This window comes from cf. Phormidesmis sp. LEGE 11477 (genome assembly GCF_015207105.1).
Classification (GTDB): domain Bacteria; phylum Cyanobacteriota; class Cyanobacteriia; order Phormidesmidales; family Phormidesmidaceae; genus Phormidesmis.
Map to the genome: position 1 here is coordinate 62111 of NZ_JADEXO010000003.1, position 20835 is coordinate 82945.

Here is a 20835-nt window from a genome sequence, read left to right on the forward strand (position 1 = left end):
GTTATGAATCTGTTGTTCATCCGTTATGAATTTGTTATGCGGTGTTAATTTCTTTGCGCCTCTAGCTACAATAAAGCAGTCATTTACGCCACGCTTAGCTGACCGACTGTCTTTCTTGAAAAGGGGCCTAAAGAGGGACTGTTGAGTGGGATTGTTGAGTGGGATCGGTCGCTTGCCGTGAGTGATTAGAAGTTTTATGTGCAGGGTAATTCGTGATGTTGTTTGAGCCTTCGTCTTCTGAGTCAATGTTTTTGGCGACTAAAGGGACTTTCCCATTAGCCGAATCGACTAGTCCTGATCTTATTTTAGAGTCACTTCAAAACCAATCTTCACTAGCTTTGAACAGACCAGAACCGATCGACTTAGCTGGGGCGCTGGCCAGTAGTGAGACTAGCAGTAAGGCCAATAGGGAGATGACTTTTGGTGAGATGGCCTTTGGTGAGATAGCTTTTGGTGAGACAACCTTTGAGCAGTCTACCGCTCATACAGGCGTTGTGTATGATGCCAGCGGCATCGGCACATTGGATCCCCTGACGGGTCTGTCTCAATCTGTTGCTACAACGATGCTGCTCAATAGTCAAGGTGATGCGATCGCCAAGTCTACTCAGCCAGAATATAAATCCGAAAGTCTCGATAGAGTTTTGATAGAGGAAGATTCTTTTGTCAAAGAGTTCTCGAATACTCAGAAAGCTAACACAGACTACAGACTAATGCTGTCTGAGGCTGCTGCGGGTTCTTCTAAACCTGACCGGGCGGGAAATACTCCTGGAAGGGCCCGCGATTTAGGTGTTTTGAACCAGTCTACCCGAGTCAAAGACTTTGTTGGCAGAAATGATCGAAACGACTTTTATCGCTTTAGTCTCTCACAGGAGAGTAAATTTAGCCTATCGCTGACTGGGTTGGGAGAAAATGCCAATGTGAGGCTACTCAGCAGTGACAGAAAGACAATTGAAAAGTCTGCTAATAAGAGAACAGACGCTGAAAGTATCGAGCGAACTTTGGCAGCAGGCGACTACCTCATAAAGGTTTTCTCGCATAAACAGTCCGATACCGCCTACAAACTTCAGCTATCTGCAACGGCAGCTTTGTCTTCACCAAATCCGAACGTTAGACCAGGCGATACATTAGATACCGCTGGCGATCTTGGCAGCTTTAGCGGCAGCCGCTCCTTTGAGAACTCGCTTGGATCTACCAATCAAAATGACTACTACCGCTTCACGTTAGAAAAAGACAGCGACTTTAGCCTGATCTTAGGCGTATTGAGTGGGCCTGTGGACGCGCAGCTATTAGACAGTAGCGGCAGTGCGATCGCCAATTCTGCTTGGGTTTCGGGCCGCGATGAGAGCATTAGGGTGGCGCTGACAGCGGGAACCTACTATGTAAACGTTTCTCCTTATTTCTCATTTATAGGCGCAGACTACACGCTAGATCTATCGGCAACAGAGCGCTCGAACCAAGCAGGCAACACGTTTGCGACTGCGTTTAATATGGGCCGACTCAGTAAACAGCGCTCTTTCCAAAGCTTTGTAGGGCCTTACAACAAAAATGACTACTATCGCTTTAACGTTAATAAAGTCAGTCAGCTAGAAGTATCCCTAGGCGATCTAGGGGCGCTTGCCAGCGTCGAACTATATGACAGTAGCGGTACTAGCCTTCGGTCTTCTCAGCATGAAGGCATATTGCCTGAAGGCATGCTGAAGTCGTTGCACCCCGGCACGTATTATGTTCGCGTCTATGTGAATCCCTATTACAGCCGCGATACTGACTATACTTTATCGCTGTCTACCACCCCGCTATCTATTGCAGACGGCGCTGGTAATACAAGAGAGAAAGCTCGTGACCTAGGTGTTTTGAATCGCAGTCGTTCTGTTAGCGATCTGTTGGGAGCGGGTGATGACAAAGAGGACTACTACCGCTTTGAACTCAAAAAGAGACAGGGATTTAGCCTAAGTGTGACCGAGCTAAATGACAATATTAATGTCAAGCTACTCGATAGTAGTGGCAGGGTCATTGAGAGTTCGTCGCGCTATAACGATAGTCCAGAGAGTATAGATGCGCTGCTAGATGCGGGCGTCTACTATATCCGGCTGACGCCTCGCAGTTCGCTCTTAGGGCCAGACAATCCGCTGTCAACCTACCAACTGTCTCTAGCGGCTGAGGATGTGCCAGAGGGATTTGATAGTACCTATGGCTATGGGCTAATCAACGCTGCGGATGCGATCGCTACCGCGCTGGGTCGAACTACTCCACTGAAAGACGTCCGCGATCTAGGTGGCAATAACTGGGGCGTAGATATGGTTAACGCGCCTGAAGCCTGGGCTAAAGGCTATACCGGGAAAGGCATTGTTGTAGCGGTTGTAGATTCGGGTGTGGACTACAACCATAGCGAGCTCCGCCAGAACATCTGGAGGAACAAAGACGAAATTGCCAACAACGGTATAGACGATGATCGCAACGGCTATATAGACGATATTCGCGGCTGGAGCTTTGTCAACGACAGCAACGATCCAATGGATGAAAACAGCCACGGCACACATGTCGCGGGTACGATTGCTTCTGCCAAAAACAATATTGGGGTGACAGGCGTGGCCTATGACGCTCAGATCATGCCAATCCAGGTTTTGAATGCAGCCGGTTCTGGCTTTTATGTTGACGTTGCCGCAGGTATTCGATATGCGGTAGACAATGGCGCAGATGTTGTCAATCTCAGTTTGGGTAGCAGTTCTTCTGCGCCAGATGTGCTCGCGGCGATGCGCTATGCGTCTGAGCGAGATGTAATTGTTGTTTCAGCTTCTGGAAATGAAGGCGGACTTTTTGGAGCTACTCAGCCTATGTTCCCAGCACGCTATGCGATTGACTACGGCATTGCCATCGGCGCACTAGATAGCGATCGCACTGCGGCCAGCTTCTCCAATCCAGCAGGCTATGACGCGAATATGCGCTACGTTACTGCTCCAGGCGTAGACGTTCTATCTACAACGCCCGATGAGAACTACAGCCGTTATAGCGGCACGTCTATGGCCGCGCCTCACTCGGCAGGCGTAGTAGCATTGTTACTACAGGCAAAGCCAAACTTAACCCATGCTCAGGTTCGCAAAATCCTAATGGACTCGGCTACCAAGCTGCCTTAGGCTTTGCTTGTAGACACTGCGAAAAGATTGCCGTATCAGCCATGAGGTAACAGCCCTTGTATAAGAACTTCCGCAGTCGGTTTCTATTAACCCCTGTGTGCTTGATAGCTTTATGGCTTTCTGCGGCTGCCTGCTCGCAGCTAGAATCGCACTCAGGCGCGCCATCATCTTCCCTATCAGTTCCCCCGAATGATTCTATGTCTTCTCGCCCAGCGGTTGAGCTTCCTTCTCCAAGCACGCTAGATCAAAAGACGCTGCCTGCCGAATCTCAAGGCATTGTCGGTACTGTGCAGCGCTTAAGCGGCAACCATATGCCCGGTTCTAGCCCTAGCCAAAATGGTCAGGCGACTGAGCTGGTGAGTACTCAGGTGTGGATATTTTCTGGCAAAGTCCAGAATATGTCTCCTCGCTGGGCGCTAGCAGAAGCTAGAGAGCATCCGGGTTTGATTGGCTGGGTAGCGAGCGATGCTGAAGGAAGGTTTGCCGTTGGACTGCCAGAAGGAGAGTATACGGTACTTGCTCAGTACGAAGAAGATCTCTATCTCAATAGCTTTCAGGGTGATGGTAGCTACAGTTCAGTGGAGGTGACTGAAGATCAAACGACTGAGGTGGATTTGGTCAATAGTGAGAACGCTGTCTTCTAGAGGTGAATCATTGTTTGGCCTAACGTTTGGCCTGACGTTTGGGCTGGTGTTTGGGCTTAGTTGGTAAAGGGTAGTGAGCGACGAGGATAGAGACGTTGGGATGCGATCGCACTACTTCTTCAGGGATATAGCCAATCGCTGGCATGCCTGCTATCTGCTTTTTGCTGGTATTGACTTCTAGTACAAGCAAATCGTTGGGCTGTATGCGTTTGGAGATGCGCTTGAACAAAGATCCTTTGACCTGTTCGACTGTGATCTCTGGGCTGATTTCACATAGCGCCCCCTTGTCCAAAAGAGACTGCCTGCGACCGCTGACAATCAGCACTTGGGGCGTAGACTTGAGCTCATTGGCGATAGTTTGAACAATCTCCAGCGTCGGCGCGAAGTTCTCTGAGAGCGCCTGCTGCCGGTTGACCGCCAAAATAATCCGCCCCGTATTTGAGATGGGATAAACAAATCGGGTCACCAGTACAGGCACCTGCGCTCTAGAAGCAACCGTATCTAGCACATCGCCAAAAAAGTTGTCTTTGTAGCTGGAATAGCCTTTCCAGCCGCAGACGATTAGGCTCGCATCTTGCTCTACCGCCGTCCGCAAGATTCCTTTATCGATGGCGTCGTCTACTCGGCCAATCGGCTCTACTTTGGTCACCGTCGCATGAGCAATATCTTCTGCTGTTTCTAAGAGCTTTACTTGCTGCCTTTTGTCCGCTGCTGAAACCGCTCGCTTGCGATCGCAAATAACATTCAAAGGCAGCAGCGTCCCCTCTCCTGCTCTGGCCAAAATGATGGCCAAATTTAGCAAGGTATCTTCCGTGCTAGGGTTGGCTACGGTTACCAAAACGCGCCGCATCAGCGCCTGGGGTGCGCCTTCAGACTTAGGGGCCACCACATCCACTTTTCTTCCCCAGCGCTGCACGATCCAGGGCGATATAATCGAGGTCGCCAAAATCATTGCCACCACGCCATTGACAGTGAGCTGATCGACTAGCCCAATGTTGAACGCCACCGTAATCGCCGCTAGCGTTGAAGCCGCCTGAGCAATCGATAGCCCAAACATCACCATCACATCTGGCGATCGAAATCCGAATAGCCTGCCCGCTATCCAAGCCGCCGCGTATTTGCCCACTATCTCCGCACCAATCATCACTCCAGCGATCAGCAGCACCCGAGGCTGACGAATTAGCGCCACTGGATCAATTAGCATGCCGACCGAAATCAAGAAAAAAGGCACAAACAGCGCGTTGCCAATGAACTGAATTCGGTTCATCAGCGGACTAACTTGTGGAATCAGCGGCGTTAGCGCGATGCCCGCTAGAAACGCCCCAATAATCGGTTCTATTTCAATCACGCTGGCCGCATAGGAGACGACAAACAGCGTCGCTAGCACAAAAGTAAATTCAGCGTTTTCATCATGGCCGAACCTGTGAAAAAACCAACGGCCCAAAATGGGCACGCCCCACAGGCAGGCTACGGTGTATATAGTCAGCGCCGGAATTAGAAACAGCCAAAAGGAGAGCGTCAGACTACCCTCATCGGCTTTGATAATAACGGCCAGAGTCAGCAGCGCTAGAACATTCGTAATTAAAGTCGCCCCTAGCGTCACCGAGACGGCAGAGGCCCGCATAATCCCTAGCTTGTTTAGCACGGGCAGTGCCAGCAGCGTATGCGAAGAAAAGCAAGACGCCACCAGAATCGCCGCTAGCCAGCCGTAGCCTAGCGCTAGCATCGCCCCTGTTCCGATCACCAGCGGAATTAGAAACGTCGCGATCCCAAACAGAGTTGCCTTATCACCATCTTCTTTAAAGTCATCTAGGCTGGTTTCTAACCCAGCCATAAACATCAAAAACAGCAGGCCCACGGTGCCTAGTAGCACAATCGTGCCATCGCGCTCTAGCAGCCCTAGTCCATCAGGGCCGACCACCACCCCTGCCAGAATTAGCCCGACAATACCTGGTAGCTGCAGTCGCTCGAATAGCAGCGGCGCGACCAGCATAATTGCCAGGATTGTTAAGAAGATAGCGACCGGGTCAGTGATCGGATTAGAAAGGAAATTAGCAACTACAAAGGAGTTGATCGAAAGGATGGTGGCTAGCAAAATATCAACTCACGAGATGTTATAGCTTTTGCCACTTAGCTCTGCACATTTTCAATTGGTGAGACCCGCGTGTGCATGACCCGCGTGTGCATATTGCATATAGAGCTAAGTGGTCAGCAATCGCCGGATGCATCCGGCGGTTACTACAATTTACGCAGTGGCAATTCGCTAGGAAGAGGGCTTAGTCTGGCGGCTGACCATCGGCCCGAAGTCTCGAATCATGCAAGCGACTCCAACAAACACTGTGAAGAACTCCAAACGGCCTAAGAACATGCCGACGGTCTCAGCCCACAGCATGCCAACAGGGGCGTCGGCAGCCGTTACCCCCACAGACAGTCCGACCGTTCCCATCGCGCTAGCGTATTCAAATAAGCTATCTTGCAAGGAATAGCCGTAGCCCATCATGATGGCGCTGCCGATAAAGAAAATCGCCATATACAAAAAAACAAACAGCGAGACTTGGCGAATCTGCTTTGCCTGCAAGAATCGACGCTGTTCTCCCTGCCATATCTGAGTTTCATTGATGGCACCTTTTGGCAGCAGCATTTGCTTAGATTCTGAGATCAAGGCGCGATAGAGAATATAGATTCTTAGCTGCTTGATGCCGCCTGCTGTCGAGCCCGCCCCGCCGCCAATCAGCATCAGCACAATCATGCCGATCCAGGGCAGGCTGTTCCAATCGCCATAGCCAACGGTAGAAAATCCGGTCGTAGTCAGCGCGGTCACCGCTTCAAAAATAGAGACGCGAACGGCCTTGCCCAACGTAGGGTATAGCCCGATAGCAGAGCCAAAAAAGATAATCACGGCGACCAGCGGAATCATAAATGCCTGCAATCGCACCTGACCGTTGCGAACGACAGATTTGATACTGCCCGTCAGCAGCAGGTAGATAGTGACAAAGTTTAGACCGCCAAACAGCATCAGAACGATGGTCACCGCCTCGACGAAGGGGCTATCCCAGTAGCCAATCGAATCTGGGCGGGTAGAAAAACCGCCGGTTGAGAGCGCCGCAAAAGAGTGATTGACCGCGTCAAACCAGCCGACGCCAGAGATTCGCAGCGCCACGATGCCAATCGCGCACAGACTGCTGTAGATAATTACCACCAGCTTAGACGAGCGCCGAACGTTGGGCGCAAGCTGCTCGGCGCGACCTTCAGCGCTGCTAAGACTCGCCCCGACTGGGCCGGCGATCGCACTCAAGGTAATAATCGCCAGTCCGGCCCCGCCAAACAATTCCATAATGCTGCGATACAGCAAAATCAAATTAGACGTCGCGGTGACATCGACTACCGATAGCCCAGTTGTCGTCCAGCCGCTAGTCGATTCAAAAGCGGCCTGCGTAAAGTTCAGCCCGCCCACGGTTAGAAACGGCACCGTGCCAAATAGCACGGCCAAAAACCATGAGAGTACGACGATGACCGACCCTTCTTGTAGGGTCAGCGTCGCTCCAGACTTGGGCGCGAGCGATCGCCACAGAATGACACCCAATCCGCTCAAGCCCAGTCCTGGCAAGAGAAACCCCCAGGCCAGATTGGCTTCTTCGGGGTAGGCAAAAAGGGCCAAAAGCGGTGCCAAAATGCAAAGACCCGCGATCGCACAGGTAAGTCCGGTATAGCCCAAGATCGCTTGATACCGTTGTCGCAAAAAGCTCTGATGACGCATGTTCTAGGCCCCCTCACCAGTCAAGGCTTTTTGAGCCTGACCATATCTGTCACTTTCGCTGATTAGCAAGACGCGATCGCCCGCATGCAAATAGCTGCGCCGCTGCGCCAATAGCACCCGGCCTCGCCGAACGACGCAGGCCACGACGGCCCCTTGCAGTTTCAAATCTTTGATGGCCGAGCCGACCGCAGGGCTGTTTTCTGCTAAGACAACTTCTGTAATCGTCACTCCGCTATCGGTCACGGGTACTAGATTGCGAATATCCGCGCTCGCTGTCTGCTGCTCGATCATCGAGCCGAGCACTTCAGTCGCTGAAAAAGCCACGCTCACGCCTAGCTCTTCAAAGATCTCTCGGTTTTCTGGATCGTTGACTAGCGCCACTGTCTTGGGCACACCGTAGCGGTCTTGAGCGATCTGGCAGGCGATCAGGTTGTCCTGATCCTTTGGCGTTAGTGCCAGCAGCACATCTGCCTGATACGCGCCTGCTTCTTGAAGCATAGCCGGATCGCTGCCATTGCCCGTTAGCACTGTTGCCTTTAGCTTACGAGAAAGTGCGATCGCATTCTCTTCTTCAGGGGTGATGATGGTCAAAAAATATCCTTTGCTGGCAAATCGCCGACCCAAAAAATAGGTCAGCTTATCGGTCCCAATCAAAATAATTCTCATTTTGCTGCCTACTTAGCACTTTGCTGACTTTGATTCTCAAAACGCTCGCCTAGCCTTTGCAAAAATAGGTCGGCAGAAAGTTGAGTCGGACTAATCGTATCAATCTCTAGCTCTTGATAAATTGCTTCGCGATCGGGATCAAAAACGCGAGCAAGCACAATTGGAATTTCAAAAACAGTTCTAGCAATCTGCGCCACCATCAGATTGATATTGTCTTCGCTTGTGACGGCGAGCAGACAGTCGGCCTTGTCTACTTTGGCTTGACGCAGTGTGGCTAGCTCGGCGGCATCGCCCACCACGCTAAATCCACTAAATTCGCTAGAGAGATTCCCGAGGCACGATTCGTTTTGTTCGATTACGACAATGCTATGCCCCTGGGAGCTAAGATCGCCAGCTAGCAAAGAGCCTAGCCGTCCACAGCCGACGATGACAATGTACTGAGATTGTTTGGCACTACCACCAAAGAGGTTAGAAACCATAGACAGGAGTTCTCGCTACTAAAAAACGGTCAGATAGAAAGTAGGTGCAAGACTAGCTGCTTTAACGCAACCTACCTCAAAGGCGTTCGGAAAATAACTAAAATAACTAAAAGGAAGGTTTTGAACTGGGGTTGGTTGCTGCTCTGTCTAGGTTTTTGCTAGCCGCTGTATAGGTTGGATCGAGATCGAGCGCGACGCGATAGTTCTTCAGCGCTTCTGAGCGATCGCCCCCTGCCTCTAACAGTTCGCCTAGTAAATTGAAGCCAGCCGCATTCTCGGGATGACTGCCAATACACTGCTTAACGATTGCGATCGCATCCTCATACTTGCCCTCACCTGCTAACTGGCGAGCATTGGTAACCTGCGCGTCATAGTCGCCGCTCTCTACCGCCTCTCTTTCTAGAACGCGACTGACTAGCTCACGCAGCTCACTCGGTGTAAACGGCTTTTGCAAATAGTCAACTGCGCCTAGCTTCATCGCATCGACAGCGTTATCGACCGAGCCATGCGCTGAAACCATGATTACTTTTAGCGAAGGCTGCTGCGCGATCGCCTTTTGCAATACCTCGATGCCGTCCATCCCAGGCATTTGAATATCTAACAGCAGCAGATCGGCAGGTGTTTCCTTTAGCTGCTCTAGGGCAGTACTACCATCGACAGCAGTAGAAACCTTGTAGCCTTGAGAGGAAAGCGCCTGGCTAATTGTTAAGCGAATGCTTTTCTCATCATCAGCGACTAAAATACTAGAGTTAGGCATCGATCATATCCTCATGCGGGGGTAGAAGAAGTAACAGGAAGTGTGAAAGTAAACGTGCTACCTTGACCAGGGGTTGAATCAACCCAAATTGTACCGCCATGTGCCTTAATAATCTCCTTACAAATGGCGAGTCCTAACCCGGTACCGCCCACGTCTTTTTCGGTTTTGACCTGCACGAACTTGTCGAAGATCTTGGTCTGATAGGCCGGGTCAATGCCAGGCCCGTCATCAATCACGGCAATCGATATCCAAGTGCCATGACGTCTGGTCATGATTTTAATAGTCTCTTTGGCGTAGCGCAGCGCGTTAGCAATCAGGTTGGTCATCACCCACGTAATTTTGTTGATATCTGCCTCTACATGAGGTAAGTTACTGGCCGTTTGACTGGTGACTTCAATCTGTTTGTCTTCTGCTTGAATCTTTAATAGGTCGATTGCTTTTTCGACTAGCGCTTTAGGATCTACCGTTGCTTTTTCCATCTCTAGCTTGCCAGATTCAATCTTAGAAAGATCTAGCAGGTCATTGACTAACTCTCGCAGCCGCTCTACATCCTCTTGCGCGGTCTGCAAAAGCGCCTGTTCATTCTCAGAGAGTTTTGTCTTAGCCGTTTCTGTTAGCAAGTTGATACTCATTGCCATACCGGTCAGCGGCGTTCGCAGCTCGTGAGAAGCGGTCATGACAAATTCACTTTTGAGCTGGTCTAACTGTTTTAGGTTGGTGACATTTTGTAGCAGTAGAACAACCCCTAGTCGGCGGTTGTCTGGCGTTGTTACCGGCGTGGCCAAATATTGATAGTGCTCGACGCTGCCCCGTTCAACCGTCAGCTCGGCGCATCTGGTGTTGTCATCTGCTGTCTCGAACTCTGTGGCGTCAGCGTCTGCTGTCTGAGTCCCTGCTGGCAGTACAGGCGTTTGAGACTCTGCAACAGACTGAATCTGGCTATATAGCGTGCGATCGTCAATAATCTCTAGGCAGTGACGGCCTTGAGCCAGCTCCGGCTTAGTGCCAAATATAGTAGCAGCCACTGGATTAATTGCAACAATATGGAGCTGACCATCGACGACGACAATGCCATCACTCAAACTGTAGATGATCGCTTCGCTGCGCTGCTTTTCGGCCACTACTTTATCCAAGTTCAGCGCCTTAAATGCCTGAAGCCGCTGGCTCATAATGTTGATTTCGTCGGCTAGCTGGCCGAGTTCGTCTCTAGAGGCGATCGCCAGCTTGACATCATAGTTACCGCTCGCAATTTGCTCGGTGGCCTCTTGAATGGCCTCGACCGGTCGAATCAGATTACGTGAAAGCAGCCAGCTAATGATAAAACCGACGGCAGCAGCGCTGAGTCCGGCAGTGGCGACCGACGCGATCGCCTGCCGTGATGTTGCCGCCGCTCGCTCAGCAGCAGCACTCATCGCGCTCTGATTGGTGTCTCTTAGCTCAGCAGCTGAAGCTCGAACAATTTGAAATGCCGGGCGCACTGCCTGTTCATACTCATCTGTTCTATTCTCGGGTGCGGCAATTAGCTGATCGACACTGAGCAGATACTCTTCATAAGCAGTTTCTAGTTCAATAAGAATTTCTGACTCACTCGGTAGCGTAACGTTGTCCTTAGCCCGGCCCAGCCACTGCAAGAACTGCACCTGATACTCACGGAAAATAGAGCGCCCTTCTCCCGCATCGCCCAGCAGCAGGATTAACGTTGCGCTATCTTGCCGCTCCAAAGAGTCGATCATGCTATCGGCGGCGCGAATACTGCGATAGTTCTCTTCCAAGATATCGCCGCTAGCCTGACCCAATCGCCAGAGATTGAAAACGCCCCACAGCCCAACTAGTACAACTAGTGACAGGCTCGCTGCATAACCCGATAGAACCTTCGCCTGGAGTTTCATAGATAACCTAGGTCTGCGTGCAGATCAGTATATCGAAGTTGATGACAGCTAGATGATTTCCACACGTCACACAGGCTTCAACCTCTGCTAAAAAATGCTGTGCTCTGAATGCCTAGAGGCTCTGAGCACAAATGTTTTGACCAAAAAGACAGTGGCGAGAGTAGTCTAGTGCGCCCGCTATTACCGCTACCTATCAGCGCTATCTTCAGCGCTATTTGTATTGAATTTCTAGCTCTGGTAAATCTTCTAATTTCTCTAACGGATCGAAGTTACCATTCGCCGGGGTCATCAGCATTAGTCCATCGGGAATGCAGTAAATGTCGAGTGGGGTAGGCCCAATCATTTCACCATCTAGAACTACTTCTTGTTCAGGATCTGTTGTGATTTTGACCGAGCTGCAGCGAAAGTAGCCAACGTCTTCTCTTTTGGTAGAGCGCTTGTTAAGGGCTGTTTGAAACAGATTATAGGAAGCGGCGATCGCCCCGCCGGTTCCTTCGGGCGCAAAGATAGTGACATCTAGTAACCCATCGTAGGGCACCACCCCGGAAGGGCCTTGCGCCAGCACCGAAGTAGCGGGTGCAACATTAGCAACCGTAATCCCAGAGGCTCTCACCGTGATGATTCGATCGGGCGTTTCCATTACCGCCTTGAAGGTATCTAGCTCTTGCACCTGCCGAAAGGCTGAGAGGATATAGGCGGCGCTACCAATTTTGTTCTTGAGCTGACGGTTGGCCTGAGAGATCACGTCTGCTTCTAGTCCGATGCCTGCTAGCAGCAGCAGCGGCTGATCGTTACAGCTAGCAACGTCAATGCTGTGAGGATTGCCCGTTAGGATCGTCCGACAGGCTTCACGCAGGTCGTTCGAGATGCTAAAAGCTGCTGCGATCGCGTTCGCTGTTCCTCTAGGCACAATGCCCAATGTTGTATCAGTCTTGATCAAAGCGCCAGCCACTGCCGAGACAGTGCCATCTCCACCCGAAGCGATCACGCAGTCAGCACCTTTACTCACGGCTAATTTAGCTAATTTTTTAGCCGGATCTTCCTTGGTCGTTTCTAAAACGGTCAACGACGCATTTGGCTCTATCTCGCTGCGAATGAGGGCAAGATCCTCCTCAGGGTTTCCTTGACCAGAGACAGGATTGAAAATCAGATAAATGTTATTGAACATATAGCTTTCGAAGAGTTGCTTGGTAAATTCTCATCGACTAAAACCTTTACAGGGCAACAGGCAACTCTTCCCGCAACGGTAGGAACCCGAGTCGTCGTACGGCGCTAGGGAACTAGCAGCCATTAGATGCCTCCAGTGGGTAATGACAACAAAGCCATAGCAGAGTCTGCATAGAATAAAATATATGCTAATTGTTATCTTCTATACATAGACACAGAATAGATAGACACTTATTAAGTCAATCGGAGTAGATATAGCAATGCGTGGATGTATTCGCGCAGTCGTCTTGGTGCGCGAATCTGACAGCATTTGTGACCGCTTGGAAAACTACTGAGGAGAAAAGCTAGCAGGATCGCCGATCACTTCCATGCCGATGCTTTCTCCGGCGGCGACTACAGAGGCAATCTCTACATCCACTGGCAGATCCTTGAGATCCGCTAGCGGGTTGATAGCGTCAGAGAGACGGCTTGCTGCGATCGCACTGACATCGATACCTGCTGCGCTCACGCTATCCACCTCAAAGCGAAGCTGAGTATCACGGCCCACTAGCTCGCCACCCACATCAACTGTAATCCCGCTAGGCAAGGCAAACTGGTCGATTTGAGGGCGGATACGAAGCATGGCTCGATCGGGTGCTTGTAGCGTCACTTCAGCTTCTCGAACGTTTCGATAGGTTTCTAAAAAGTCTGATAGATCCGGCGTTTTAACCACGGCTGTAAGACTGACGTTATCCACACGAGAAAGTCTTTCCGCCTGTTTGTCATAGACGACGCCGGTTAGATTCAAAGCTAGTCGGTCGATCACAGGCGCGCCTTCTGGCCGTACCCTTTCACCGACAGCCACAACGCTATCAGCACTTCCTTTACTGGCGTCAAATCCTTCGATCTTCACGTCGTAGCGCTCGGCAGGACCCACGTACTTAGGGAGCTCGCGCTCAATTCCCTGCTCGACTAGGCTAGACGGTGTGCAGCTAATAACGGATAGTCCACACAGCAGCGCAGAGAGGCTAACTGTTAGCCGGGCTGTTGAGCTATGAACTTCTCTCTTTTTTGGGTTTGCGGTGACCATAGTCCCCTTTGTTTAAAGTAGGCGCTGCTGAGTAAACGCTCGATTGACAGATCGGAGGGCTGCTCAGGTGCTCGGGTACAAGCTGATGCTGGGGCTACACTCTAAACCCTTAGGCAAGTGTGCTTGGAGATTGCGCTTAGAAAGTGAACTCAGAACAAGCTGAGTGGTAAAAGTATCGATCTAGCCCTAACTTAATCTGGCTTTCGCATCAACTCAATTCGTATCAATTTAACTTGTAGCTTGAACCTAATTTACCCTCAAGCTAGATCATTCCATCACGGCTAGCTATGAACCTGCACTAATTGCTCTCATAGTATTAACGAACCGTTATAAAAGTACAATTAAGAAACGGTTGGATGGACTTGTCAAAAAGATCTTATGTGGGTAGCTGAGCTGCGGGCAATTTTGCGAGGAGCAGCGGGAAGCTTTTTGTTTGGCATTCCGCTGCTCTACACCGTCGAAGTCTGGTCGATTGGTTCTTCTACTAATCCGCTGCGGCTGCTATTGGTGCAGGCGGTGACCTTCTTCGTGGTGCTGTTACTTACTCAGATAGAGGGCTTTAGGCGATCGCTATCGATCGAGCCTCTAGAAACGGTACTAGAGAGTATTGAGGCGTTAGGCATTGGCATCATCTGCGCGGCGATCGCACTGCTTTTACTCCGTCGCATCACGCTAGAAACGCCTTTATCCGAAGCCCTAGGCAAGCTTATCTTTGAGGGCGTGCCGTTCTCTTTGGGGGTGACGCTAGCGAGATCTACGCTAGAAAGGCGTCGTTCTGATCAGCGGCGGACGCTGAGCACTGATTCGGCGCTGACGGTCAATTTGCGAAAAACGATGAAAAACTCGATTGGCAGCGCCCTAGGCAATACGCTAATCGATATAGATGCCACCTTGATTGGGGCCATTGTGATCGCCTTTAGCATTGCACCCACCGAAGAAATTGCGATTATTGCCGCTGGTATGCCTCCTTGGTGGCTGCTGCTGGTGATGAGCGCCTCTTTGACTATCTCCTATATCATTGTGTTCGCTTCAGGGTTTACAGATCGCACCGAGCGAACGCAAAGGGGGCTGTTGCTCAGTCCGATTACTGAGACGCTGCTGGCTTACATTGTGGTGCTAGCCGCCTCAACGCTGATGCTGGTTTTCTTTCAGCAGTTGACTGGCAACGATCCTTGGCAGGAATGGCTGGGCGATGCGATTGTTTTGGGTCTGCCTGCTTCGGTGGGCGGCGCAGCGGGTCGTATTTTGGCATGATGTTGCTTATAGATAGCTTAAGCGTGGGGGGATATGGCTGAAGTTGACGCCACTAAGATCGAGACATCGACAGGTGAGGTACTGACCGAAGGCGTCCCAGCAGTAGAAGCATCAGGCGCGCGATCGCTGGCTGAATGGCTCACTCTAGCGATTTCATCTCTGGTCCTACTCCTGATCGTCTTCCTGGTTCTGTACGACTGGCAGCTCGGCAAGAATCTACCGCCCGCTTTTCAAGTAGAGGTCAGCGAAACCAGCAGACTGACAGCAGATCGATACTACGTGCCGTTCACCCTCAAGAATACAGGTGGGCGAATTGCTAGAACGGTTCAAGTAACGGCAGAACTGACCCTCCCTGACGGCAGCGACGAGACCGGAGAACAACAGTTTGACTTTCTATCTGGCAACGAACAAAAGCAAGGGGGATTTGTCTTCGACCATGACCCTCAAACAGGAGAGCTGGTAGTGCGAGTGGCCAGCTTTGGACTGCCATAAACGCTGCCAAACCAGACTACGCCGTTTTTTCGTCCATCTCTGCGTCTAGGTCGGCTTCTATCAAATAGTCTTCTAACAGGCCATCGACCCTTTGCTGCTGGTCGGCTGGGATGCTGAGCATCAGATAGCGACGCGACAAGAAGGTGCGGGGTATGGTTTTGAGGATTAAAGTATTCGGTTTGTCATCGTCCCAGCCAAAAGCTTGAATGCGCTCCCAGGGCTGCCAGGCGAACAGATAGGAGAGACCGTTTTCTCTAATTTCTAGTCGGCTACAGCCCAGCAAAATAAATAACAGCGCCAGACTCCACCAAAAGGCTAGCTCGACGGCCCCAGAAATGATCCCGCCGAGAGTAACTAAGCTACCGGTAAACTGATCGAGCCGAGAGATCGTAATGGCGATCGCCAGCCCTACTTGAAACAGCCCCAGCCACAGCAGTACTTTGCTTTGCAAGGTGTTGCCCAATCGCAGCAGCAGATCGCCTGCCTGCTTTTTTCGCAGCGGCCAGCTCGCCATCCAGATCACCGCACCCGCCGCATACAGTCCATACAGAGCCACTAGGCCATATCGCCCCGCAAAAGCCAGCACCAGCGGCAGCAAAAGTCCGATCGCAACAGCAGGCGCAGCATGTACAAGGCTACGGCGAGCTGAGCGCGATCCTAGCACTCTACTCAAGGCAAAGTAGCCCAGACTGAAGGTAAAGGCGACTATCAGTAGAAGCAAGACTAGATTCGCTGCCATGCCTACGCTCTATTCCTAAGTTTGGGTCTCAGCTTTTGGTTCTAAGTTTTTGGTTCTAAAGCTTTGGTTCTAAAGCTTTTTAGCTGTAGGCAAGCCTACCACGTCACTCTGCTCAGACGACATTTCTCACAGACACAACCTATTGGCCCTCATGCATTAGCGGTTAACTGGTTATCACCCGATTCTCTCAGCGCTCGATGGTTTCTTCTAGCGACTGCCGGATTGCTTCGGTAAGGTCAGCGACGGCAATGCGGCCTGCGCGTCTGTTTTGCTGATAGTCGGCGAGGCGATCGCTAACACAAATAGGCGGCTGCACCGTCATTGTCACCCAGCGTTTTCCCAGCCGAGGCCGACCAGTACCGCGCCCTTTAATATCTAGTTTTAGAATGCTATCTAGTTTCAAAATGCTTGTGCGATCGCCTAGCTTAGTCACCAGATCAAACATCAGCATCGCCATCTCAGCGCAACGCTCAAAAGAAGGCTTTTCCTTTAAATACTCACCGTCTGCTGCCACAAAGCTTTCCACAACGCGCATATGCAATTCTCTGAGACTAGCTTCCTGAGCCGCCCAATCCGTCAATCCTCTCTCAAAAGGCGAAAGCGTCGAAAGTTCTGGTAAATCCTCACGGTAGATCACCTGCCAGCTTGCTTCTTCTATGCGCCTGCAGCGATCGACAACAGTCCCTTTACTCGGCAGGTTGAAGAACTGCTCAGCGACCTTCAAAGCACCGTCGAGTAGCGCGCGTAGTCTGTCGGAGTAGTTTGCCGGATCTAGATCGGCGATCTCAACGTAAGAGAGTTTTTCACTATCCGCAGTCTGGCTCTTATTCTTGTTTTCATTTTTGCTCTCAGCTTGGTTCTCAGTCTGGCTTTCATCTTTGCTTTCATAGGCATACTGATAGAACCGAGCATAGAAAGCTTCCATCTTTGCCATCAGATAGATGCCTAGTCTAAGAATGCGTAAATAGCAGTCTTTGTCGGCAGTAGGGGCGAGCGAGCAGGCAAACTGTTCCTCACTAGATAAGCCGCTCTCTTTCTCTAACCTTGTCAATAAGGTTTGTAGCTGAGGCCAGTAAGCCTGTTCGTAGCGATATTGAATTCCTATAGGAACAATAAAAACTTTCTCAGAGCGGCGATCGCGCTGCAAATCTTCCGCGCACCAAAAGCCTAACTGCGCTACCCCCGGCTCTAATGGCCCCAACCGCTCGCTGTGGCCATTGGTCGCCCCTTCTGGTGCTACTACCATCGGCATCGACCCTTGCGTCATCAGCTTTCTAGCAGCCTTTAGCCCTACCCAGTCAGGCCGTCTCCCTCGACGAATCGGCACGCCGCCAATGCGTGAGAGCATCCAGCCTAGCCCTTTGCCAGCCCAAATAGTCATGCCGCGCTCGTACAAAAAATGCGTATGAATCGGCTGCCGTAGTGAGATTCCCTCTGCTTTGGCGGCCCGCTTCACAGCCCGAGAGCATAGATATAGCCCGGTGAGCGGATCGTCTACCTCCACGTGCCGCACCGCCATCAAAAAGCGCGACTTTCCAGCCTCTAGCTCGGCATAGAGTTTGACTAACCTTTCTACCTGCTTCACCTCTATTCGACTGATACCCGCTGGCAGCCAGGGACGAATGCGAACCCGCAGTAGAATCGGTAGCACCCAGTGAATCATCCGCATCACCCAGGGGCTATAGGCGGTAGGAATGAAGGTAAGCGGCGCAGCAGCACGGCGGGTGACAGGCATAGAAGAGAAGGCGGAAGGAACGGATGATGAACGGCAATGAATGACGAACGGCAGAAGTAGGCAGCTAGAAGCCCGCTAGAAGCAGGATAGGACTAATTTAGTGAATTTCTTGTGTCTTTTTGTGCCTTTATGACGATCGACTAAATGCGTACTTTCGGGCTTGCTTCTGGCAAAGAGTCTATACAGAAAGACCAGAGCATTGATGTAAAAACTGCCCTGGTCTTTTTTGCTATGAGATTGTTGAGCGCGAAGATTTTTTGCTTAGATGCTTTGGTCAGGTGCTCTAGTTAGTCGCCTTGGTCAGTCGCTTTAGTTAGGGACAACTTGAACCATCAGCGATCGCCGATCGAAGGTCTGAACTTTGCTGACTTTCGATAGATCTTCTACGACGCGATTTAGCAGGTCAGTCGCGCGATCACGATGCTGGTGCTCACGGCCTCTTAGACGAACCTGAAACTTGACCGAATCACCGCGCTCTAGCCACGCGATCGCCTTGTTGATTCGCACCATATAGTCAGAATCACCGACATTAGGACGCAATCTAACTTCTTTTACAGACGTACGAGCGCTTTGCTTTTGGCGCTTACGGCTTTGATACTGGTGCTTGCCGTAGTCTAGAATCTTGGCAACTGGCGTATCTTGGTCAGGTGAGACCACTACAAGGTCAAGCTTGGCCGCTTTTGCTAAGGCCAGCGCCTCTGAAGTATCGGTCAGGCCGCGATTGGTACCTTCATTGTCAATCAGAAGAACCTGCGCGGAACGGATCTGTTGATTGATTAGTGGTTTTTTAGCGATTGTATTTTCCTCTTAGATTAGAACGCAACAAAAGGGTATCGAGATTAAACTTACTCTTGAATGACATGAGTAACTTTCTAGAGCTGCATTATCTTAATGAATGCTAGGCTGTAGAGCCATTATCTGTAGAGTTACTTGCTAGGCTGTAAAGCCACAGCTGTAGAGTTATAAGCTGTGGAGCCATAGTCAGAATCACAGCCTATAAAGTCATTGTGCAAGACAAAAATCCTGCGACAAAAATCCTGCATAGAGTCCATAGTTCATGATTTCCACTTATAAGGTATTTTAGGCGAAGTTACTAGGGTAGCATTACACCCTAGTAACTTGTCTTTACAAAGCTATAGCAATGCGCGAATGCGTTAGCTAGATTTGCACGGTCCCGCCGTCGAACAAAGGAACCGTCATGCTGAAGTCCTCACCATAGGTCAGCTTTTGCTCTTCTAGAATGCCTAGCGCCACCTGTTCGCCCATTCGCACTGACTCATAATAGTCAGTGAAGTAGTGAACACCTGCCCAGTCACGGCCAATCGAAATATTAGACGCCAGCTTATTAAGCTCGCCTTCGATCGTTAGGCTCAGCCCTTGGCTCGGAACTGACTGCAGCTTTTGACCGTTGGTACTCGGCACCACGTAGGGCTCTGGTAGCACGTAGCTGTGGTCAAAAAAGGCTTTGAGGATAGTCACGCAGGCACCCGCAACCGTTGCGTGGCCTGCTCCATACGAAGGATGCATGGGCGATCCTTCTGCAAAGGCCATCGGCAATAGATAGACATCATCGCGATCAAACTCTACGCCGCCGATCGATGACTTGTACTGGTCGTTTTGCGCCTTGTTGTGGGCTTTTACTGCTTGCAAGGTTTCATTGATCTCGGTGCTTATCTGGGCGACAGGCGCTAGGTTAGTCGGTTGGGCATCGCGCCACTGGTGAATGCGGCCAGCGATCGCCTCTGGGCGCAATCGACGATGAATATTGAACTTCTGATAGCGGACGGCTTTGAGGGCGCGGGTGGCCACTTCGGTTACTAAAGACAGCACGTGAGGCCCGCCGAACTGGGCAAAGCCCTGCTGATGATCGAGCCGATCGGCTGCCTGAAAAGGTACACCGGGATCGAAGGGAACGCCGAGAGATAGCATCGCTAGGCAGGCATTGAGATAAGCCTGATAGAGGGCGTCGTAGTGGACATAAGTTGCTAGATCGCGGGGAGTAGCGATATAGCGATAGCGATTGCGATCGCTGTTACTGCCCAAAGAATAAGTCTCTGTTCCTCGCAGGTCTGCGCCATTTTGCACATCGAGCCACCATTCCCAGCTAGTCATGTAGTCTTTTTTGGGGGTGACAGTACGAACCCTGTTTCTAAATGCGATCGCGCCGTAGGCCACTCGCCCGTCTAGAACATTGTCGTATCTAGAGCCGATTTCTGGGGTGCCGCGAGTGAGAAACTGTGAAATGTAGGGGCCAGTGGTATCTCCAAACGTGTTTCCTCTAAATGCATTTTGAGGATTGATCTGACCACGCCGACGCTTAGCGGCTGCCTCACTGAGGCTAGGGAGGTCTTCTTGCTTAAACCACTTGAGTTTATTGAGCCTTTTAATAGACGCGGCGACTTTTGGGTCAGTGTCAAACTCGCTGAACGGAATATCGCGCAGCAGCGCCATCTCATAAACTTCAGCAATTTCAGCGGTTAGCTCATCACTGCCGATAGTTGGCGCGGGTGGCAGCGCTACCGCCTGAGCATCTGGGCCTTCTAAGTCAAAAGTGAGCCCCGCGCCCGCGCTTTCCCAGGCTCGCACTTCCACCCCGTGATGCTGAGTATAGGCAGATTTCCACTCAGCCGCCGCCTCTGAGGTCGATCCCTTTGGCCCTAACGGCGTTGCCTTAAAATCGTCTGGATCGCCCGAATTGATACCTTTAACAAAAAGCTGGTAGTCATCCGAATTGCAGATTAGCCCGTCTACTTCGCTGTGAGGAAGTCCCTTTGTATAGTTAGCTAGATAAGAAGGCTGGCTGCCTCGCTCTGAGTCGGTGCCGTCGAAGTGATAGCTAGACTCTTCGCCGTTAGCCTGCTGCGGAGCATGAGGCCGAGTATAGGCGAGCTTGGCAGCGGCGATTCGGACGTCTAAAGCTTTCTGCTTACGAGATTTCATAAGGCTGTATCCTTGATGTTGACGATGGGTATGGTTAAGCGCTCTTGTGATGAGTTCAATCTAAGCAATTTCACTCATGAGGGGTGGTACCCAGCAGGGTAATGTTTTTAGCGGAA

At 51.0% G+C, this 20835-nt stretch carries 16 protein-coding genes; 4 read left to right on the forward strand and 12 right to left on the reverse strand.

All coding sequences use genetic code 11. The features are described 5' to 3' along the window. Positions 1–215: 215 nt before the first annotated feature. Both IQ256_RS01700 and IQ256_RS01705 read left to right on the forward strand, forming a co-directional pair. The gene (locus IQ256_RS01700) at positions 216–3131 is read left to right on the forward strand and encodes a S8 family serine peptidase (RefSeq protein WP_193853647.1); all 2916 of its coding nucleotides are present in this window, start codon (positions 216–218) and stop codon (positions 3129–3131) included. A 197-nt stretch (positions 3132–3328) separates the two neighbouring features. Continuing rightward, entirely contained in the window at positions 3329–3775 is a 447-nt protein-coding gene (locus IQ256_RS01705) for a carboxypeptidase-like regulatory domain-containing protein (RefSeq protein WP_193853649.1), read from the forward strand. Positions 3776–3794: 19 nt separating this feature from the next. Here IQ256_RS01705 and IQ256_RS01710 read toward each other — a convergent pair whose 3' ends face one another. From IQ256_RS01710 to IQ256_RS01745, 8 genes are all read right to left on the reverse strand, one after another. Then, on the reverse strand, positions 3795–5870 hold the full coding sequence (locus tag IQ256_RS01710) for a cation:proton antiporter (protein ID WP_193853651.1): 2076 nt from the start codon (positions 5868–5870) through the stop codon (positions 3795–3797). Between the two features lie 168 nt (positions 5871–6038). Beyond that, positions 6039–7532: a TrkH family potassium uptake protein gene (locus tag IQ256_RS01715; RefSeq protein WP_193853653.1), complete on the reverse strand. Its 1494-nt coding sequence runs from the start codon at positions 7530–7532 to the stop codon at positions 6039–6041. Between the two features lie 3 nt (positions 7533–7535). Next, positions 7536–8198 carry a TrkA family potassium uptake protein gene (locus tag IQ256_RS01720; protein WP_193853657.1) on the reverse strand — a complete coding sequence of 221 codons (663 nt, stop codon included), beginning with the start codon at positions 8196–8198 and terminating at the stop codon, positions 7536–7538. An 8-nt stretch (positions 8199–8206) separates the two neighbouring features. Continuing rightward, positions 8207–8677, reverse strand: a complete 471-nt coding sequence (locus tag IQ256_RS01725; protein WP_193853659.1) for a TrkA family potassium uptake protein — start codon at positions 8675–8677, stop codon at positions 8207–8209. A 106-nt stretch (positions 8678–8783) separates the two neighbouring features. Further along, positions 8784–9434 (reverse strand): sigma-54 dependent transcriptional regulator, encoded by a 651-nt coding sequence (locus IQ256_RS01730; RefSeq protein ID WP_193853661.1) that lies wholly within the window; start codon positions 9432–9434, stop codon positions 8784–8786. Between the two features lie 11 nt (positions 9435–9445). After that, positions 9446–11323 carry an ATP-binding protein gene (locus IQ256_RS01735; protein ID WP_193853663.1) on the reverse strand — a complete coding sequence of 626 codons (1878 nt, stop codon included), beginning with the start codon at positions 11321–11323 and terminating at the stop codon, positions 9446–9448. A gap of 211 nt (positions 11324–11534) precedes the next feature. Further along, a complete protein-coding gene (locus IQ256_RS01740) occupies positions 11535–12491 on the reverse strand; it encodes a YegS/Rv2252/BmrU family lipid kinase (protein WP_193853665.1) in 957 nt (318 codons plus the stop codon). A 327-nt stretch (positions 12492–12818) separates the two neighbouring features. Further along, positions 12819–13559 carry a DUF2993 domain-containing protein gene (locus IQ256_RS01745; RefSeq protein ID WP_193853667.1) on the reverse strand — a complete coding sequence of 247 codons (741 nt, stop codon included), beginning with the start codon at positions 13557–13559 and terminating at the stop codon, positions 12819–12821. 378 nt (positions 13560–13937) lie between these two features. On the opposite strand from IQ256_RS01745, the gene IQ256_RS01750 reads away from it, so the two are divergent. Next, complete coding sequence (locus tag IQ256_RS01750; RefSeq protein WP_193853669.1) at positions 13938–14813, forward strand: TIGR02587 family membrane protein; 876 nt, start codon at positions 13938–13940, stop codon at positions 14811–14813. A gap of 33 nt (positions 14814–14846) precedes the next feature. Continuing rightward, the gene (locus IQ256_RS01755) at positions 14847–15305 is read left to right on the forward strand and encodes a TIGR02588 family protein (protein WP_228024475.1); all 459 of its coding nucleotides are present in this window, start codon (positions 14847–14849) and stop codon (positions 15303–15305) included. Between the two features lie 16 nt (positions 15306–15321). Here the strand turns inward: IQ256_RS01755 and IQ256_RS01760 are convergent, their stop codons facing one another. The 4 genes from IQ256_RS01760 to IQ256_RS01775 form a co-directional block, all read right to left on the reverse strand. Beyond that, positions 15322–16044 carry a hypothetical protein gene (locus IQ256_RS01760; protein ID WP_193853671.1) on the reverse strand — a complete coding sequence of 241 codons (723 nt, stop codon included), beginning with the start codon at positions 16042–16044 and terminating at the stop codon, positions 15322–15324. Positions 16045–16231: 187 nt separating this feature from the next. After that, the gene (locus IQ256_RS01765) at positions 16232–17779 is read right to left on the reverse strand and encodes a 1-acyl-sn-glycerol-3-phosphate acyltransferase (protein ID WP_193853673.1); all 1548 of its coding nucleotides are present in this window, start codon (positions 17777–17779) and stop codon (positions 16232–16234) included. Positions 17780–18088: 309 nt separating this feature from the next. Continuing rightward, positions 18089–18574 carry a translation initiation factor IF-3 gene (gene infC, locus IQ256_RS01770; RefSeq protein ID WP_193853748.1) on the reverse strand — a complete coding sequence of 162 codons (486 nt, stop codon included), beginning with the start codon at positions 18572–18574 and terminating at the stop codon, positions 18089–18091. A gap of 363 nt (positions 18575–18937) precedes the next feature. Continuing rightward, positions 18938–20719 (reverse strand): vanadium-dependent haloperoxidase, encoded by a 1782-nt coding sequence (locus tag IQ256_RS01775; RefSeq protein ID WP_193853675.1) that lies wholly within the window; start codon positions 20717–20719, stop codon positions 18938–18940. Positions 20720–20835: the final 116 nt, after the last annotated feature.